The following is an 18381-nucleotide window of genomic DNA, read 5'->3' on the forward strand; positions in this document are numbered from 1 at the left end:
TCGGGAGGGAAAAATGCAGCAGCGCACCATCGTTTTTCGGATGATCGGACTGGCCGTCATTTTGTTCTTGTCTACGACCATAGCGGTCGGTGCCCAGCCGTCCCCCGGGCAGGTGGGTCCCGACTTTACGCTCAAGGACGTCAAGGGGACCGCTTATGTGCTGTCTGCACTGAAAAATCACCAGATGGCGGTGCTCTATTTCTTCGATGCGGCATCGCGCCCCAGCCAGGAAGGGCTGGCCTATCTGGACACGCTTAAAAAGCGCTTTCCCGACGACAACCTGGCGGTATGGGCCGTTACCATGAGCCCCGCCGATGCGGTGGCCCGCTACGTCAAACAGGCGTCCCCGGCCTTTCCGGTGCTGCTCGATCCCGGTGAGGTGAGCACCAGCTACAACGCCAAGGCCATCTTGCCCGCCATTTTCGTCATGGGACCGGACCGCAAGATTCTGGACTTGTTCCAGGGCGGCGGGAAAACAACGGAAATTCTGCTTGTACGGCTGGCCGAACGAACCTTGAGCCAGAAAAACCAGCAAATGGCAAAAGCCATCAGCGACGCGGTCATCGCCAAAAACCCGGACAACGTCGAAGCCAAAACGGTCAAAGGGTATGCCGAGATGAAGTCAGGCAACCTGGATGCGGCCGAGACCATCTTCCAGGACGTTGCCGCCAGTTCCGGAAACGGAGAAGTGCTGGGCAAGGAGGGACTCAGTGCCGTATATGCCGAAAAGGGCGAAGACGAAAAAGCCGTGACCCTGGCCGACCAGGTGACCCGCAAAGCCCCAAAACGGGGCTTTGCCCATATGGTCAAAGCCAATGTGCTTTACCGTCAGAACAAAAAGGAAGCAGCGGCGGCGGAGTATAAAGAAGCCGTCGCAAAACCGGACGCTTCCCCTAACCAGAAGGCCGTGGCCCTGAATAAATACGGCCGGTTCTACGCCAGCATCGGCAAACAGGAAAAAGCCCGCGAGCTTTACGACCAGGCCGTGGCCGTGGACCCCTATTTCGTGGAGGCCACCTCCAACAAGGGGATGTCCTACCAGCGGGAAGGCAAGTGGGACCAGGCCCTGACCGCCTATCGCAAGGCCTCGGATGTCAGCACCACGGACAGCGTCGCCGCCCTTTTGGCCCGCAAAGCACGGGAGATGGTCGAACTCCAGAAGGATGCCGATCGGCGTAAACAGATCGATACCCTGGTCAAGGACCTGGCCGAGCGCTACCGCAAGCAGAAGAAGAACCCACCAGCCAATCCGGATGAATGGACCTCGCGCCCCCTGGCCTTAGCCTTTATCGATTTCCAGGAAAAAGGCGGGCTTTCCGACCGGGACGGGCTTTCGACCATCCTCACCGCCCAACTGGCGGAAAATCTCAACGCCTCGGGAAGGGTGAAGGTGGTGGACCGGGTGGTGCTCGACCGGCTTCTTTCGGAACTCAACCTGGGCTCCTCGGATCTGGCACAGCCGGAAACCGCCCTGCGCCTGGGCAGAGTCATGGCGGCCCGGATCATGGGCACCGGCACCCTGTTCACCATGCCGGCCGATACGCTGGTGAACCTGCGTCTGGTCGATACCGAAACCTCGGCCATTGCCAAAACCCTCACCCGGCAGTTGGGCCCCGAGTCCGGCTGGGACAAGCAATTGCATCGTCTGAACCGCGAAATTCTATCGGCGATCATGGCCGACTATCCCTTGCAGGGATTCGTGGTTCAGGTGGCCGGCGACCAGGTGCTGATCAATCTGGGGGCGGCCCAGGGCATGGTCGAAGGCACCCGGATGGATGTGATCGAAGAGGCCGAACCCATCGTTTACAAGGGCCGCAAGCTCAAGGGCCTGCCCAAGGTCGTCGCCCAGTTGGAAGTAACCCGCGTGGAAACCGATCTGTGCCATGCCCGCATCGTGAAAAAGGAACGGGACCTGAAAGCCGATGACAAAGTCAAGGAAAATGCAGCGGAAATGTAAGCACTGCGGCCCATGGGCCGCGGTTGGAGGCCTGGCTTTATGCCTGATCCTCGTCATGGCCGGCTGCGCCGGCCAGCCGGCCCCGGCACCGTCCGGCCCGCCGGCGTTGGCGGTCTGGCCCCTCGAGGATCTCAGCCTTCCGGGAAGCGGCCGGCCGGAGGCGGCGGAACTGATGACCGCCGCGGTCATGGAAGCCGTGGAAGCCAACGGCGACTATGCGCTGGTAGAACGGGAAAAGCTGCTGGCCGTTTTGCAGGAACTCAGCCTGGGTTCCAGCGAATTGGCGGCCGAGTCCACCGGCCTGCGCATCGGGCGGATCGTGGGCGCGCGGCTGATGCTCTTTGGCGCCTGCCAGGCGGTTGCCTCCCAGATGCGCGTGGATTTGCGTCTGGTTGAGGTGGAAACGGGCAAGGTAATCCAAACTGCCCAGAAAACGACGTCCGCCGGGGACTTGCCCCGAATGATGCAGGTGGCCGCCGAAGCCGCACGGGAGCTATTGCAGCACCAGTGATTTCATTCAAGGACCCGCTTTTCCGGCAGGTTCGGAAAATCCGGCTCTTTTCCGTCTAAAAACGCCCCGATCCCTTGCAGGCATTCGCCAGAGGCAATCAGATCCACCGCAATCATTCGCTCGAGGTCCAAGGTCGCCTCCAGGGATAGATTGCGACCGGCCCGAATCACCTTCAGGGCGCTTTGTACGGCTCGCGGCCCGTTGACCATGATCGCCTCTGCCAGTTCGAAGGCCTCGTCGACAGCTTTTCCAGGCGCACTGACGCGATTCACCAACCCCAATTGCAGGGCTTCATGGGCGCCGACCCGTCGAGCGGTCAGGATGAGATCGGCCGCGGCAGCCGATCCGATCAAATGGGTCAGCGTGGCCCCACCGCCCCAATCCGGCATCAATCCCAATCGGACCTCGGAAAAGCATATCACCGCGGCAGGATCCATGATCCGCATGTCGCAGCGTACGGCCAGTTCCGCCCCGCCGCCAAAGGCCTTGCCGTTGACGGCGGCAATGATGGGCACCGGCAAGGCCACCAGCCGATCCACGGCCTTTCTTATGGCAGCGATTGCGTTTTCGATGGGCCGGTGATCCCCCTTTTCCAGGGCCTGGGCCATCTCCGCGACCATGGGATTGTCAGGATTGACGTCGAATCCGGCGCAGAACGCATCCGATCCCTCCCCGGTGACGATCACGGCACGGGGCAAGGGTCCTTCGGCCAGGTTGCGGGCGGCGGCTTCCAATTGGACGAACATCTCCCGGTTGCAGGCATTCAACCGTCCGGGCCGCCGGAGAACCATCACGGCCAGCGCCCCCCTTCTTTCCAAAAAGACGCCTTCCGAACGCATGGCTACCCTCCTTTACAGATTTTCGGCATCAACGGAATATGGGGCACCCCTTTTAACAAGCAGCGGTATGAAAAAGGGCAAGCGTCTGCGTCATGGAATAAATGGAGGTGGGCATAGGTGATTTGAACCGGTTCGAAGCGTTCAACTCTTGTCGGAGTCCTTTTTACCTTTAAACCCCGGGTAGAGTTGCTTGATGCATTCCGGGCATATGCCGTGGCTGAACTCCGCTTCGGAATGGTCCCGCACGTACACCTCCACCTGTTCCCAGTAACCTTCGTCGTTCCTGATCTTTTTACAATTGCTGCAGATCGGCAGCAGGCCGCTCAGGGCCTTGACATCCTTGAGCGCTTTTTCAAGCTGCTGTTTCTCATTCCGCAGGGCCCGGTTTTTTTCACTCAGCAGGCGGCTGAATCGCGTTCGCGACGATTCCAGCCCGAAACCGACAATGGAGATGATCGTCAGTGTAATGAGAAAACGGGAAATCGTAACCCCGCTGTAAACGTGTCCGTCAAACCAGCCCGGCAGGAACAGGATAACGATCAGGCAGGCGTAAAAGAGAATCGTCCAGATGATTCCTTCCCGCTTACCGAAAAAGAAAAAAAACAGCAGGGGTGCAATCAGCGCCCAGAAAAGCACGGTTTCTTCTCCGGCACCAATCGAGACGCTATAGCATAAACCGAGGCTGATCAACGCGTGTGACGCCCGATAAATCGTTTGATCGGCGTCCCATCTTTTCAGGGCGGCCAGGCTGGCGGTCATGACCGCAATGACGGCCAGATTGATGGGAATCTCTTTGAAATTTCTCTCGGTGGCGTTGATCGCCGTGAGGATGGTAAAGGCCACAACGATGATGACGGCGCACAAGGTGTAAAGGAAGCGCTTTCTCTGCCGTTCCGTCGATGACGTCGCTTGCATGTTTGAACCCCTCTATCGGGCGGGCCGGAAGGCGCATCGGCCGCAGTTCAAAAGGCTTTGCTCACCGCGATATCCATGATCATGCCGCGATATTCGCGATCCTCTTCATGGTACCAGTTGCGCCCTTCGTCCAGCAGGTAGCCCTCCAAACCGATGCGTCCGGAAAAGTCCTCCGCGAATTGATGGTGGAGAGAAACCTTGAGAGAAACCTTTTGCTTCTCATCGATAAAAGAGGGATCGTTCTCTTCGTAATCGTTTTTCAAGACCATCAGGTAGTAAAGACGCGAACTGAGAGCGTTTTCCGGGGACAACGCCAATCGTACCGTCAGATCCGCCAGGAATTCGTCGCCGTATCCGGCCCGGTCTTCGGTGGCCAGTTGCAGGTTGTCCGCCTGGAATTGGCACTTACCCCGGAAAATACCCTGACCGCTGAGCGAAGCCTCCCATTTATCCTTGAAGTAGTCCACGCCGATGCCGGCCAGAAAGAAGTCGCCCTCCTGATAGTACTCCTGGCTCTCCATCTCATCGGTGCCGTAAAAGGCCATCTCTCCGAAAATCCGTCCCAGCCAGACGTCGGTAAAGGCGTAAAAGCCCTCGGCCGTGATGTTGAAAATGTCGCCGGGATCGTAATTTTGGGCGGTGTCGCTGAAATCGTATTCTCCCCGCCACAGGTATCCGAAACCCACACCGATGCCCCAGCGTTCTTCCTGCCTGGCCATGGTGAAGGTGGGATTGACGTTGAAGCCTTCCCCGTAGCGGGAAATGTCCACCAGATCGGGATCCAGCAGCAGGTTGCGCTCCTCGCTGTCCAGGTCGGTTTTGCCCGTGGGCAGGTTGAAATCCAGGCCGAAGAGAACATCCACGGGGAATTTCTCCAAGACGGCATAGGAGAAGTTGAGTTTGGTATCCACCGCTGTGGTCAGGGAGTCTTTCGAGGCGTTCGACGGATCGATGCGTGTGTTGACAAAGGCGCTGAGCACCTGCATGGAAAAATCCCCGTGGACCCCGTCGATGGTCACCGGGATATAGGTCTGGTTGCCCCGGTCATTGCTGTCGCTGTCCCACCAGTTGGTGCTCAGGCCGGTCTGCACGCTGATGTCCATGGCGTGTGTTATGCCAAATCCGCTTAGAATCAGGGTTGCTATCAGAATCCATCGAAAACAAATCATCATAGCTATCCTTTTCGCTGATGGTCTCTTAAAAGCATAACGAGTATAAATACCACAAACAACGAGAAAACCGGTCAACAGTTTTCGTTGCTCAGACCATTGCAGTTCTCATCCACCTGCAGGTCATCACAAATCTCCTCCGCACCGGGGTTAATCCTTGGATCACTGTCGTTACAGTCCACCGAGGCGGGGTAGCCGTCGCCATCTTCATCGATATAGTCCAGCGAATTGATGCGTCGGTCCCGCTGTTCCACATCCGCTGGCGTCCGCACGCGCTTGAGCACATTGGGCTGGCTCAGGCTGTTGCTCAGCGACGTCCGCTTGCGCACGGATCGAAGCAGCGCGGCGGGCTGCTTTGGTGGCACGCCGTACAGTCCCAGGCGGCGAAGCTCCTTTAGGGCATCGGCCGCCGGTTTCAATCCGGGATCGGCCTGGACCGCCTTCTCATAGTAAGCACCAGCCTGATCGTACATCTGCATGTCACTGGCGTTGAGCCCCATGAAAAAGGAAAACAATGCCCGGGCGTTGGTCGTCATGGGAACGCGCAGGGCCGCTTTTTCACCCTCGCTCAAGGCAATTTCAAGCCGTTCGACGATGGAAAAAAGAATCTGCTTTTCTATCCGAAACAGGGTGTTGACCAGTCCGTCCACGCCGGGCAGCGGCTGGAGACTTCCCTCCGGAACGTTCAACAAGTTGGGATCGATCCGGATCGGAATGTCCAAGTCCCCACCGGTCTCGCCGGCCTGCTGCCCCGAGGCACCGCCTTCGAAGATCGCTCCGCCCACAAAAAAGCGGGCACCCAGCAGGCGGCCCAAACGGGGGGCCGTTCCCGGCTCGACCAGACCGGAAGCACCAAGACCGAGTTCTTCGATCACGGCCTGCAGCTTGATCCGCTCTACCACAATCAGGCCTTTGACTTTGGACAGATCGGTGACGAGCATGTAGGCCAGCCCTTTTCGCAGTACATCGAGGGTAGGCTGTCCCGTTGTATTCGAAAAGTAGGACACCGCGAGCGTGTTGTCGCGCATCTGGGCGCCATCCAGGGACGATTCCCGGGCCAGTGCCTGCCGGGCCCAGTTCCGCTCCTTTTCGGTGACCACCTGGCCGGCCTGGGCCATCGACACCACCAGCAAACAGCATAACCATCCGGCCAGAAATGCACACGCGCTTCGGTTTCTCATCTCTGCGACTCCTTTGCGTTTAGACGACACATCTTCAACACCCTGGTCCGGCATCCTCTGGGCACAGAAAACCTGTCCATCGGGCCACGGGGAGTTTCAGCGTACAGGAGGGGGCAAGGTACCATCCCGACCAGCTATCGTCGGTGTGACCAGCTATCGTCGGTGTGGCGACCGTATTTCATATACCCGCCGAACGGGAAACTGTCAATAAAATAGGGAGAAAACTCAGGGATTCCGTATGATTAGAAAAGTATGAGCACAATCGGGTTGCCCGAAAACAGGGATTTTTCTCAAACGAGCCAGTTACAGTTCAACTTTAATACGTCCCACAGCCGCCTCCACCGCCTCCAGGATCGCGCCGGAACGTAGCACATCCACCATGATCTCCATGTCCTTGTAGAGTTCGCGGTCCCGGTCCATGGTTGGCACATGGCCGCGGATCACCCGGTAGGCCTCGCGGGTGCCCTTTCCGGCCTTCAGCTGCCTGTTCTCAGTGAGCAGGTCATAAGCCTGGGCCGCGCAGAGCAGTTCGATGGCAATGACGGTTTCCACGTTGGTGAGGATTTCACGGCTCTGGCGGATGCCGATGGTTCCCATGCTCACATGGTCCTCCTTGTTGGCCGACGTGGGAATGGAATCGACGCAGGCCGGGTGGGCCAGCACTTTGTTCTCGGACACCAGGGCCGCGGCGGCGTACTGGCCGATCATGTAGCCGGAGTTGATGCCGCCCTGCCGGGTCAGAAAAGCGGGCAGTTCGCTGAGCTGGGGGTTGACCAGGCGCTCGATGCGCCGCTCGGAGACGCTGCCCAGTTCCGCCAGCCCCATGGAAAGGTAGTCGGCAGCCATGGCCACCGGCTGGCCGTGGAAATTGCCGCCCAGGCGCACCTCCTCCGTATCGGGAAAAATCAGCGGATTGGTGGTGGTGGAATTGATTTCGATGTCGATGACCCGGCGCGCATGGGCCACGGCATCCTTGCTGGCGCCGTGGATCTGGGGAGCGCAGCGCAGGGTGTAGGCATCCTGGACCCGGGCGCACCCTTCGTGGGAAGAAACGATTTCACTATCCGCCGTGAGGCGCAGCATGTTGTCCGCGGTCACCAGCTGGCCGGGATGGGGACGCACCTGGTGGATGCGCGGGTCGAACTCGCTGTTGGACCCCATGAGCACTTCCAGGGTCATGGCGCAGGCGATGTCTGCCATCTTGGACAGGCGCACTGCATCGTGCACCACCAGGGCACCGATGGCGGTCATCACCTGGGTGCCGTTGATCAGGGCCAGTCCTTCGCCGGCAGCCAGGGCCAGGGGCACCAATCCGATTTTTTCCAGGGCCGCTGCCCCCAAAATTCGCTCACCATCGTAAAAAGCCTCGCCCTTGCCGATGAGCACCAGCCCCAAATGGGCCGTGGGCGCCAGGTCGCCGCTGGCCCCCACCGACCCTTTTTCGGGAACCACCGGCGTGACGCCACGGTTGAGGAATTCCAACAGGTAGCGAACGGTCTCCATGCGGCAACCGGAATACCCCAGGCACAGATCGTGGATCCGCAGGGCCATGATGGCCCGGACCACGGGTTCGGGCAATGGATTGCCAACCCCGGCAGCATGGCTCATCAGGATGTTCTCCTGCAGCCGCCGAGTGTCTTTCTCGGAAATAGTCACGTTGCACAAGGCCCCGAATCCGGTGGTAATGCCGTAAATCACCTTTTTTTCCCGGACCCAGCGTTCGATCAGGGCGCTGGTGCGGGCCACGCGCGACGCTCCGGCCTCGGAAACCACAACTTTCCGGTCAAACCGGGAGACCTGCACCAGGTCTTCGATGGTCAGATTCTCTTTGTCCAGCAGCAGTTCGTTCATGGCTGTTATTCCCCGTTCATGGATTGGACGCTATTTTTCCTTCATTGAAAACATCCCGTCTACTGCGATCTCGACAGCCTCGTCGTCGGCCAGGAAAGGCAGCGTGATCTGATCGCCGTTGTCGTTTTCCCGGTTGTAGGCGGCGGCCACCGCCATGGCGTTGGGGTTTCGGGCCCAGTTGCGCCGGGCCACCCCGCCCATGACATCCCAGTTCACGGCGCTGCGGATGATCCCGTCCACCCGCCGGCTGCCGTCCAGAACCAGGCCGAAACCGCCATTGACCGCCTTGCCGATGCCGGTGCCGCCGCCGTTGTGCAGCGCCACCAGGGACATCCCCCGGGCGGCATTGCCCGCGAAACAGTGGGTAGCCATGTCCGCGGTGACGTTGCTGCCGTCGTTGATGTTGGCCGTCTCCCGGAAAGGCGAATCCGTGCCGCCGGGATCGTGGTGGTCTCGGCCCAGCATGATGGGACCGATCTCTTTGCTTCTCACCATGGCATTGAAAGCCAGGGCGATTCGCATGCGGCCCGCGGCGTCCTGGTAGAGAATTCTGGCCTGGCTGCCGACCACCAGACGGTTTTTGCCGGCGTCGCGAATCCAGACATGGTTGTCACGGTCAGCAGGGCGCCGTTCGGGATCGATGCAAGCCATGGCGGCCCGGTCGGTTTTTTCCAGATCATCGGGATCGCCGCTTAGGCACACCCATCGGAACGGGCCGTAGCCATAGTCGAAAATGGGCCCCATGATGTCTTCGAAATAGGAGGGGAAGACAAAGCCGTCCTTGACGTCCCGGCCGTTTCTGGCCACGTCGGTGACGCCAGCGTCGAAAACGGCCTTCAGAAAGGCGTTGCCGTAATCGAAGAAGTAGGTACCCCGCTCCGTAAGGGTGCGAACCAGCCCGATGTGCACTTTGAGGCTGGCATCCACCAGCTTCCGGAAGGTTTGGCGATCCTCGGCCAGCAGCCGGGTGCGCTCCTCGAACGAAACCCCCTGGGGGCAGTAGCCGCCGTCGTAGGCCACATGGCAGGACGTCTGGTCGGACAGCAGATCCACGGGAACCTGTCTGTCGGCCAGGTATTGCAGCAGGTCGACCACATTGCCGTCGTAGGCGATAGACAGGGTCCGTTTTTCATCTTTGGCCTTGTTCGCCGCCGCCACGATATCGTCCAGGTCGCTGGAAACCATATCGACCCATCCCTGGCTGTGGCGAGTGTCGATGCGCGATTTGTCCACCTCGGCGATGATGGAAACGGCCCCGGCGATCTCGGCCGCCTTGGGTTGGGCGCCGCTCATGCCCCCCAGGCCCGAGGAGACGAAAAGCAGCCCGGCCAGGTTGCCGTCGGACGGCACCCCGCACATCTTGCGGCCGGCTCCCAGCAGCGTATTGTAGGTCCCGTGGACGATGCCCTGGGGGCCGATGTACATCCAGCCGCCGGCGGTCATCTGGCCGTAGGAAGAAACCCCCATCTGGGCGGCGACTTCCCAGTCTTCCGGGTTGTCGAAAAGACCTACCAGGAGGCCGTTGGTGATGATCGCCCGCGGCGCGTCCGGTGCGGAACGGAACAGGCCCAACGGGTGGCCCGACTGCATCACCAGGGTCTGGTCGTCGGTCAGCGCCTGCAGGTATTTTTTGATCAGCCGGTACTGCATCCAGTTCTGGCAGACGCTGCCGGTCTCGCCGTAGGTGACCAGTTCGTAAGGGTAAAGGGCCACCTCGAAATCCAGATTGTTGTCGATCATCAACTGCAGGGCCCTGCCGGCCAGGCAATTGCCCTCGTATTGGTCGATGGGCAGGGCCCGAATGGCACCTTCCGGACGAAAGCGATAGCCATAGATGCGGCCCCGCGTTTTCAGCTCTTGGAGGAACTCCGGAATCAGCTCGGCATGATGCGCTTCGGGGATATAGCGCAGGGCGTTTTTCAGGGCCACGACCGTCTGGCCACGGGTAAGCCGGAAACCCCGATCCGGTGCCCGCCGGATACCCGGTTGAAAGGTGGGCATGGGCGGCAAAGGACGGTCCAGATAAATTTTCATGGCGCTGGAAGTATCGGTTGGGGTGGGCATGATGGCATCCTTCGTTAATCGGGCAGCCGTATGCTGCGTTAAAGGTGTATCTCCATCTGATAGGTTTGTAACAACCTGCTTTCCAGACGAATTCGTAAAAGCTCCGAGGTCAAGGCTTGCAAGTCCCAAGGAAGGGGACGCACATAAACGTACTTCGCACTGACGAGGGATGAAGCGCAACGCAGATATCGGTTGTTTTCCGAATTCATCATTGTTCTAGCATTAAATGCAGGCTGTACCCCTGTCAAGCAAAGAACCGGGTCCGGCCATTTGCTGTTTCGCTGTGTTTGCATTGCCGGCGACAGGCCATGACGCCGGTAACGGACCGCCGGGTTTTCAGGCCCTCGAAAATATGATAATCAATTTTGACAGTCTCGCAAAAAGTCACAGACTCATCATGCCGGACTTGATCCGGCATCCAGAACATGTTGAAATAACTGGATTCCGGCATACGCAGGAATGACGGCAACTTGCGATTTCCGACTTTTTGCGATTTAATCAATTTTCTTCCTGGCGTATCCCTTATCGATTTCCGGATTGCGAAAACACAAAGAGGTTCCTATGGCCACCAAACCCACCGATCAATGCATCGTCCTGCCCTTTCAACCTGCAAACCCGAACCCTTTTGACGGCAGCGGCCTGGCCCTGCATTTTCTCATCGGCAATGTTCTGGTCCTGCACGACGGCCTCAAGGAGATGTGGTTCGGCTGGCGGGTGGGAAAGATCTTTCCCCGGCAGAAAATGCTTCAGGATTACTGCCGCGATGCCAGCATCCAATTGGATCTGGTCCAGGTCAGCCTTTCGCAGAAAGTTCGTTTCTGGATCTATGGCAGCTATACGGAAGATACCGTGTCCGTGAACCTTTTCGACGCCCAATCGCCTGAAAAAACAGCGCAGTCCACCGAATTGCCGATTTCGGTCGACGACGGGCTGGTTCGATTACGCAGCCAGTTCATCCAGTGGCTGGATTCTTCGGGACTCGCCATGGAGCAGGCGCAAGCCCAGGCGGCCCTCTGGCCTGAAACCGTTGGCCGCAAGGGCCTGGATGCCGTGGGACGCGCACTGGAGCGTTTTTATATCTACTCGTCCTACGGAGGCGACGGTTCAATAGATCTCGCGCCGTTCGAGAGGGCCGCCGCCATTGCGCCGGACTCGTTCATGGCACAGGACCTTTACGGCTGGGCGCTTTACCGCAACAAAGACTATATAATGGCAAAAATCGCTTTTCTCAAATCCTTGAGAGTCAACCCGGCAGGCGCCGGGGCCATGTCCGGCCTGATGTGGTGCGGGGTCTATGCCAAGGACCTGGAAGAAGCCATGTTCTGGTCCGGCCGCAAGGCCGATGCCTGCCGCCAGGATGTGGCCGCCGCGCGCGAAGCCGGCCGCCGCAGATATGAGAAGGCCAACTCTTAGTGCACCTATACATAAATACGATGGCATTCGATTGCCGCTGCATCGCATCCCGGCTCGCGGCGTTGCTCGGCGCGTAAATAGGCTTTGGCTATTCACGCTTCTCGCGCCTTGCGATCCGAGCGCAGCAACAATCTCGATACGTCACCGTATTTACGAACAGGTGCACTTAGCCGGGAAAAACTCCGGGCCATGCGAAGCTATCCGTTCAAAACCCTGCGATCCCGGTTGACCGTCCTGCTGATCACGCCGGTGGTGGTGATCCTGCTGACAGGCGGCATATGGGGCTTCATCCATGCGCGCAATACCATGCTGGGGCAATGGACCGAGCATGTCATGCTGCAGCTTGAACAGGCGGCCCACACAATCGAAGCCGGACTTTCCCGGCCCATGGAGTTGATGAAGATATTCGGCCAGAGCGGTGTCGACGGAACATCCGCCGACCTGCCGGAAGTTCTGGTCGACAAACTTCGAACACTTCCGGGCGTGGTCGCGGTGAACGTAAACTGGCACGGCGTTCCGGGCGCTTTGCAGCCGAAAACCCGGCATAAAGGACCGAGCAGAGGCCGATTCATGCGATTCCATCGGGGAACGTTCACCCGAATCTTGCCTCCCGTGGTCGATGAAACCACCGGGGAACAAACCGTCTCCATCAACATGATCCTGATGGATGCCGACGACACGCCGGTGGGCAATCTCGAAATCGTTCTGCTTTTCGAGGCCCTGGTCGCCCATATCACCTCCGATCCCTGGTGGCAAAACCACACGGCGTGCATCGTCGACCGGAAAACGGGCAAAATGGTGCTGGCCAGCGGCCTGATGCGAGGCCGCAACCAACTCGGTGATAACGGAGACCGGTTGGAACAAACCGTAAAAGACGCACTCGGAGAAAAATCCGCGGGTACGGTGTGGGGGCAGGGTCAGCCCCCGGAACGTATCGCCGGCTACCACAGCCTCGATACCTTTCCCTGGGCCTTTGTGGTTTTTGCCGACGGCAGGACGATCCTTGCACCGATCATCCATTTCCGGAACGGTTTCATCATCGGCGCAGTCGTCCTGATCCTGACCATCTTCGGCATTATCCGGTTTAACGTGGACCGCATCTCTTCCACCGTCAAGCGCCTTTCCCAGCAGGCCGTTGCGATTGCCGACGGCGATTATAAGGAGAAAATCGAGGTGACCGCCCGGGACGAAATCGGACTGCTGGCCAACAGCTTCAACACCATGATCGACGGTCTGCGCGAAAGGGACGCCATCCGCAATACTTTCGGTATGTATGTCGATCCGGATCTTGCCCGCACCCTGCTCAGCAAACCGCAGGCCGACCGCTTGGGAGGTCGGCGACGGGACGTGGCTGTTCTGATGGCGGACATCCGCGGATTCACCCCCATGACCGAAAAAATGCCTCCTGAGAAAACCGTCGACATCCTAAATCGTTATTTCTCGGCGATCATCCCGCTGATTCAACAGCATAGAGGCATTATCGTGGATTTTATCGGCGACGGCATCCTGGCATTTTTCGAACCTTTCGAAGAAACGCTGGACACTGCTGCACAGCGCTGCTTACAATGCGCCTTTGCCATGCAGGATGCCATGAATCGGCTCAACGAGGAGTTGACCCAACACGAACTGCCCGATCTTGCCATGGGCATCGGCATCAACTGCGGGCCGGTGGTGGTCGGCAACATCGGATCTGAAAGACGCAAGAAATACGGCATCGTGGGATCGGCCGTCAACATCACCCAGCGGATCCAGGGGCAATCCCGTGCCGACGAGGTGGTGATTTCAGAAGCGGTGTACCGTCTCATCCGATCCGATGTGGCGGTCTCGCGAACCATCTCGACCGCTCTGAAAGGGGTGGCATCGGAGATGCAGTTGTACGCCGTTTACCCCAACAAAGAATCGAACCAGGAATAGAGGAAGTGGAATTTATGGAAGATCGATCAAATTTGCTGATGGCCTGTGTGAAAAGCGCCCTGGCCGCGGGAAGGGCCATCCTGGAGGTGTATGACGGACCGGACATGCAGGTGGAAAAAAAATCGGACGACTCGCCCCTCACCCTGGCCGACCGCCGCGCCCACGACATCATCATGAAAGGCATAGGCAATTTGGACATCCCCGTTCTCAGCGAGGAAGGACGGAATATTCCCTTCGGGGAGCGCAGCCAGTGGCCGCGCATGTGGGTGGTCGACCCGTTGGACGGCACCAAGGAATTCATCAAACGCAACGGCGAATTCACGGTCAACATCGCCCTTGTGGAAGAGGGTGTTCCCACCCTGGGGGTCGTCTTCGTGCCGGTGTCGGACTGCCTTTATTTTGCCGACCTTGAGAAGGGTGCGTTTAAAATCGAACGTTGCCATGAGGCCGGCATCGACGAAAAGCTGATCAATTGTATCGGTGAAATAAAGACCTTGATCGATCAAGCGGTCCGCCTGCCCGTGGCACGGGAGAAGGAACGGCCCTTCACGATCATGGGCAGCCGCTCCCACGCCACGCCCGAACTGGAAGCCTATGTGGAAGAGATGCGCCGCAAGCACGGCGAGGTGAATTTCATTTCAGCTGGCAGCAGTCTGAAAATCTGCCGGGTGGCCGAGGGCGCGGCCGATATCTATCCCCGTCTGGGCCCGACCATGGAATGGGATACCGCCGCCGGCCAGGCCGTCGCCGTAGCCAGCAGGGCGCAGGTCGTCCGCCACGACGACGGCACGCCCCTGGCCTATAACAAAAAAGATCTGCTCAACCCCTGGTTCATCGTCGAGAGAAAAAACGCTTGACTTGAAATGCCCTGCCCCTCTATATGTAGGGACACTTTTCGGGCGATTAACTCAGCGGGAGAGTGCCACCTTCACACGGTGGAAGTCACAGGTTCAAATCCTGTATCGCCCACCAAAAAAATCAAGGGGTTAGCGATTTTTCGCTAACCCTATTTTTTTGAAATGTGTCAGGATTGTGACAAAAAAATTCGGCCGAACCCTGTCAGTTGGGTTTAGACTTCTCATTTTCCCCGAATATCTGTTCTTCCAACGCCGTCGCAGCATCCGGGTTTCTGTCTTTAAGCAGGTGTGAATAGACGTTCAGGGTCACCGTCGGGCTCGAATGACCGAGTTGATTCTGAATGTATTTGATGTTCCTGCCCTGGGCCAGCTGGATCGACGCGTAGCTGTGGCGCAAAGCATGGAATTTCACCATGGGGATTTTGGCTTTTTCCAGGGCGGGATTGAAGTACCGGCCCACCATATTGTTGTGGTTCATCGGGTTGCTTATGGTTCTATTTTAGATTCTCCAGTCGTCACTGATGATTCCGATATGACTGAATTGGCAGATCAATTTACAATAGAAGTCTGGGGGATTTTGGATTTGCTTGAAATAATGAAAGAAAATGGGCATGCCACAAAAAGCCAAATAAAGGCCTTAATTGAATTTCTAGAATACAATAACGATTTACCCTATCCATCATTTAAGAAAAAGGCAGTTTAAAAATTTAATATTATTTTTTAATTGGGGAATACGGGGGTGGGATGGCCTGCAATATAGCAGAGTGCGGCCTTATCGGGCCTTTTAGTACAGGCTTTCTCATATTCAAGCGTTCAGGGAGTTGGCCGCGATGATTTTCTGGAACCCATCCAGGTATTCTGGATAGCGGGTCGATAAAAAACGCACGATTTTTCCGTTGTCCAGCAGGCGCGACAGGAATCCACAGCAAAGCACGAGGTTCAAGGTATCATTTTGCACGATGCGAACATCGAAAATATCTTACAGTATTATTTTTTTGCTATCTTACGAACCATCAATTCTCGTTTTTTCGGGGGAAGACGGCTTTTTCCTTAACTTTCGGTTTGAAATATTCCGATCTATCCCTCGGAAGCCAATAAAAGTCCCAGAATCGTTAAATATTGGTACACCGCTGGTTTCCAATACTACCCGGCAACCGTTTTTATGCAGGTTCACGTTTTCGATTGCTTTTAGGGGGCTGCCTTCTGCCTTTAGTTTCCGAAACACCCGCTTTATTCGTTCGGCCTCGTTTTTTGGCATGAAATCGAATGGCTTTTTCCCAAGGATTTCTTCAGGTAAATATCCTAAAAGTTCATATACAATTGGATTGGAGTATGTGTATGTGCCGTTAGCGTCTACTTCCCACAACCAATCGCTGGTTACTTCAGCCAGCCTTCGAAATTTTTCCTTTTCTCTTTTCAATTCTAAGGTTCTCTTTAAAGTATTAATTTCATTTGACGCTTCCTTTAGCTCCTCCAGCAACCTTACATTTTCCAACTCAATCCGTTTTCGTTCAGTAATATCCCGGAATATTTCAATAATTGAAAGGCTCCCATCAGGATTCTCAAAAAACGTATCGATCAGATCGTATGTCTTTTTAGTCTTTGGCGAATACCAATCTCTTCGTATAGTTTCACCTGAAAATACTTGGGGATTTTTGCACCAAGAGCAGACGGTTCGTTTTCCAAGAAAATATTCATAACATTTTTTTCTTTTATAATCCCCAAAATCTATTTCCATTGCCGAATTTGCATATTGTATTGAATGGTCTTCGTTGATTATACAAACACCATCAGCCATAGCATCAAAAACTTTTTTCATTTTTTGTATCTCATTTTGAATGAAAGTATGTGAACAACCTTCCAAAAACGCCTTGGCATCCTCGAAATTATTGAACAGCATGGTATTGACTGGTGAGTTTTTATTAACCATACGATATGATTTCATTAAATTATGTTGGAACCGCCTTGGCGCAAAAACCGATACAATAACATTGCTTAACCGTTCACGTCGGAAGACTTCACTACAATAGTCGGATACCTCTCTAAATCCTTGAAGGGTTACTTTTGCGTCATCTAAAGCACTAAGGTCAATCAGTTCAGGCATGCCTGGAGTCCATTCACTTCCTTCATAGACCCCTTTCCAAGCTCCAATGACCTCATCATCCGACACAGTTCCTTTATAACTGGCCGTCAAATATTGTCTCTTCTGGTCGATTTCAATTATTATCGGCATGCTACAGCATCCAGATGATTAGCGGTTTCAATCACGCAAATATTATATGGGACAAATTTACCAAAAACAATTTGGAGTTACAAATGGTAAAATATAAGCTCAAGTTCGAGTTGTTCTCATCCTTCATCTGTTTTTGTAAATGCTCTTATCTGCACCGGGTGCGGACTCAGAAAGGAGTGACTGGATCTGGTGGTCATTCAATGGATACATGGTATTTCGACAGGGCCGGAAAACATGTATCCACTGTCTATCTGACAAATTTGATCATGGATCGTTAATAGCAAGAGTACCTGGGCATTGCTGGAATTGAAATATGGTCAGTACAATCTTTGTAGCGTCTTCAGACACAAAAAACCATTAGTTCAACTAAGGGTTTTTTAGGAAAAATTCGGTGTATACAATGGCTACACTCAACAATATGATGTAACAGTTCGTTACATTGCTGCACTGTAATAAATTGGTACACGAACTAACTTAACAATGACATAAATGGCGTTTTATTATGAATCGGCATTTCATTGTTTTGACCGCAATCTTCTCTGTTTTGATACTGATACCTGTGAATTCAATGAGCTGTGCTGGTTCAATAAAAACAGGTCATGATTTATACAATAGCTTGTTGCTGATGGATAAAATTTCAAACGCTGAAGAACTTTCGATCATCAATAATGCAGTCTGCTTTATTGGTAGATTTATCCAAAGCATCTATCTAATACAGGACACCTGTCAGGATAAGATATTGTCAATAAATATAAGCGAAAAAGAGCTTATTGAGCTTGCCAAACTTATGAATCAAAAATGTTTGGATCTGCCTGATGAAGGAATCGAAATAACTCAGGCGATAATGATATATCAAAGATGGGCCAAGAATAACCCTGATAAACTATACGATACCGCAAAGGTTTGTTTTTTTATGTCATGTGTTGAAGCCTACGGATTTGAGATGCCAATAAAAAAACTGTAGGAATTAGTCTCTATAAATAAAGCAGTAGGCTTTTGTACTGACCGTATGCGTTAAAGAGTTCCATATCAGGAATGCTCATTGGTCATGCACCATTGGCACCTCCAAAATTCCTGATATTGTTGGAGGGGTTCTTGGGAAAGGACCCCTCCAACACAACATTCCTATTATACCTCCCCAATTTAAAGATACATTAAGATCGGACCAGGTCTTGCCAGACTTGTGATAAGTAAATGGATAGCTGCCGGTCCAGCCCGTCCTGAAAACATTTAATTGCCAACAGCTATGCGAATCCCAGGTAGTTACCGACCTTTTGGATAGCCAGTTGGAATATGGTCATAGGGAAGTCTTGAGGGATGGCATTGCTATCTTCACCGGCGTAGGAACTGATGACGCTTGGGATACATTAAAAATATATAACTTGATACTTCGCTCTTTGGATAAATTCTTTTAGCTGTCCTCAATCAGCTATGTTCAAAATACGTTAATGAATGCTATATATCTTTCAAGTTGATG

The 18381-nt window shown here is 55.1% G+C and carries 16 protein-coding genes and 1 tRNA gene; 8 read left to right on the forward strand and 9 right to left on the reverse strand.

Annotated features, from left to right (window positions below; all coding sequences use genetic code 11):
- Positions 1 to 13 precede the first annotated feature (13 nt).
- Both GN111_RS14445 and GN111_RS14450 read left to right on the forward strand, forming a co-directional pair.
- Complete coding sequence (locus GN111_RS14445) at positions 14 to 1957, forward strand: redoxin domain-containing protein (RefSeq protein WP_155304424.1); 1944 nt, start codon at positions 14 to 16, stop codon at positions 1955 to 1957.
- Positions 1941 to 2468, forward strand: a complete 528-nt coding sequence (locus GN111_RS14450) for a CsgG/HfaB family protein (protein WP_170302297.1) — start codon at positions 1941 to 1943, stop codon at positions 2466 to 2468. The genes GN111_RS14445 and GN111_RS14450 overlap by 17 nt, the downstream gene beginning before the upstream one ends.
- A 2-nt stretch (positions 2469 to 2470) precedes the next feature.
- On the opposite strand, the gene GN111_RS14455 is transcribed toward GN111_RS14450, so the two are convergent.
- From GN111_RS14455 to hutU, 6 genes are all read right to left on the reverse strand, one after another.
- Entirely contained in the window at positions 2471 to 3307 is an 837-nt protein-coding gene (locus GN111_RS14455) for an enoyl-CoA hydratase/isomerase family protein (RefSeq protein ID WP_155304426.1), read from the reverse strand.
- 141 nt (positions 3308 to 3448) lie between these two features.
- A complete protein-coding gene (locus GN111_RS14460) occupies positions 3449 to 4222 on the reverse strand; it encodes a hypothetical protein (RefSeq protein ID WP_155304427.1) in 774 nt (257 codons plus the stop codon).
- 47 nt (positions 4223 to 4269) lie between these two features.
- Complete coding sequence (locus GN111_RS14465) at positions 4270 to 5394, reverse strand: transporter family protein (protein WP_155304428.1); 1125 nt, start codon at positions 5392 to 5394, stop codon at positions 4270 to 4272.
- Between the two features lie 71 nt (positions 5395 to 5465).
- A complete protein-coding gene (locus GN111_RS33385; RefSeq protein ID WP_170302298.1) occupies positions 5466 to 6572 on the reverse strand; it encodes a CsgG/HfaB family protein in 1107 nt (368 codons plus the stop codon).
- Positions 6573 to 6875: 303 nt separating this feature from the next.
- A complete protein-coding gene (hutH, locus tag GN111_RS14475) occupies positions 6876 to 8423 on the reverse strand; it encodes a histidine ammonia-lyase (RefSeq protein ID WP_155304429.1) in 1548 nt (515 codons plus the stop codon).
- A 30-nt stretch (positions 8424 to 8453) separates the two neighbouring features.
- Positions 8454 to 10487: a urocanate hydratase gene (hutU, locus tag GN111_RS14480; protein WP_155304430.1), complete on the reverse strand. Its 2034-nt coding sequence runs from the start codon at positions 10485 to 10487 to the stop codon at positions 8454 to 8456.
- Positions 10488 to 11048: 561 nt separating this feature from the next.
- Between hutU and GN111_RS14485 the strand changes: the two genes are divergently transcribed.
- The 4 genes from GN111_RS14485 (at position 11049) to GN111_RS14500 (ending at position 14786) form a co-directional block, all read left to right on the forward strand.
- On the forward strand, positions 11049 to 11900 hold the full coding sequence (locus GN111_RS14485; RefSeq protein WP_155304431.1) for a tetratricopeptide repeat protein: 852 nt from the start codon (positions 11049 to 11051) through the stop codon (positions 11898 to 11900).
- A 189-nt stretch (positions 11901 to 12089) separates the two neighbouring features.
- A complete protein-coding gene (locus GN111_RS14490) occupies positions 12090 to 13814 on the forward strand; it encodes an adenylate/guanylate cyclase domain-containing protein (RefSeq protein WP_155304432.1) in 1725 nt (574 codons plus the stop codon).
- Positions 13815 to 13828: 14 nt separating this feature from the next.
- Complete coding sequence (gene cysQ / locus GN111_RS14495; RefSeq protein ID WP_155304433.1) at positions 13829 to 14671, forward strand: 3'(2'),5'-bisphosphate nucleotidase CysQ; 843 nt, start codon at positions 13829 to 13831, stop codon at positions 14669 to 14671.
- A 40-nt stretch (positions 14672 to 14711) separates the two neighbouring features.
- Positions 14712 to 14786, forward strand: a tRNA-Val gene (locus tag GN111_RS14500).
- A gap of 87 nt (positions 14787 to 14873) precedes the next feature.
- On the opposite strand, the gene GN111_RS14505 is transcribed toward GN111_RS14500, so the two are convergent.
- The gene (locus GN111_RS14505) at positions 14874 to 15107 is read right to left on the reverse strand and encodes a tyrosine-type recombinase/integrase (RefSeq protein WP_331457725.1); all 234 of its coding nucleotides are present in this window, start codon (positions 15105 to 15107) and stop codon (positions 14874 to 14876) included.
- Between GN111_RS14505 and GN111_RS33930 the strand changes: the two genes are divergently transcribed.
- Positions 14994 to 15374: a hypothetical protein gene (locus GN111_RS33930; protein ID WP_231715837.1), complete on the forward strand. Its 381-nt coding sequence runs from the start codon at positions 14994 to 14996 to the stop codon at positions 15372 to 15374. The two genes, GN111_RS14505 and GN111_RS33930, sit on opposite strands and share 114 nt — an antisense overlap.
- A gap of 102 nt (positions 15375 to 15476) precedes the next feature.
- Here the strand turns inward: GN111_RS33930 and GN111_RS14515 are convergent, their stop codons facing one another.
- Together GN111_RS14515 and GN111_RS14520 are read right to left on the reverse strand one after the other, a co-directional pair.
- The gene (locus GN111_RS14515; protein WP_155304436.1) at positions 15477 to 15629 is read right to left on the reverse strand and encodes a hypothetical protein; all 153 of its coding nucleotides are present in this window, start codon (positions 15627 to 15629) and stop codon (positions 15477 to 15479) included.
- Between the two features lie 45 nt (positions 15630 to 15674).
- Positions 15675 to 16904, reverse strand: a complete 1230-nt coding sequence (locus tag GN111_RS14520; RefSeq protein WP_155304437.1) for a PAS domain-containing protein — start codon at positions 16902 to 16904, stop codon at positions 15675 to 15677.
- 502 nt (positions 16905 to 17406) lie between these two features.
- Between GN111_RS14520 and GN111_RS14525 the strand changes: the two genes are divergently transcribed.
- Positions 17407 to 17868, forward strand: coding sequence for a hypothetical protein (locus tag GN111_RS14525; RefSeq protein WP_155304438.1), 462 nt, complete (start codon positions 17407 to 17409; stop codon positions 17866 to 17868).
- Positions 17869 to 18381 lie beyond the last annotated feature (513 nt).

Source organism: Desulfosarcina widdelii, from assembly GCF_009688965.1.
GTDB lineage: Bacteria > Desulfobacterota > Desulfobacteria > Desulfobacterales > Desulfosarcinaceae > Desulfosarcina > Desulfosarcina widdelii.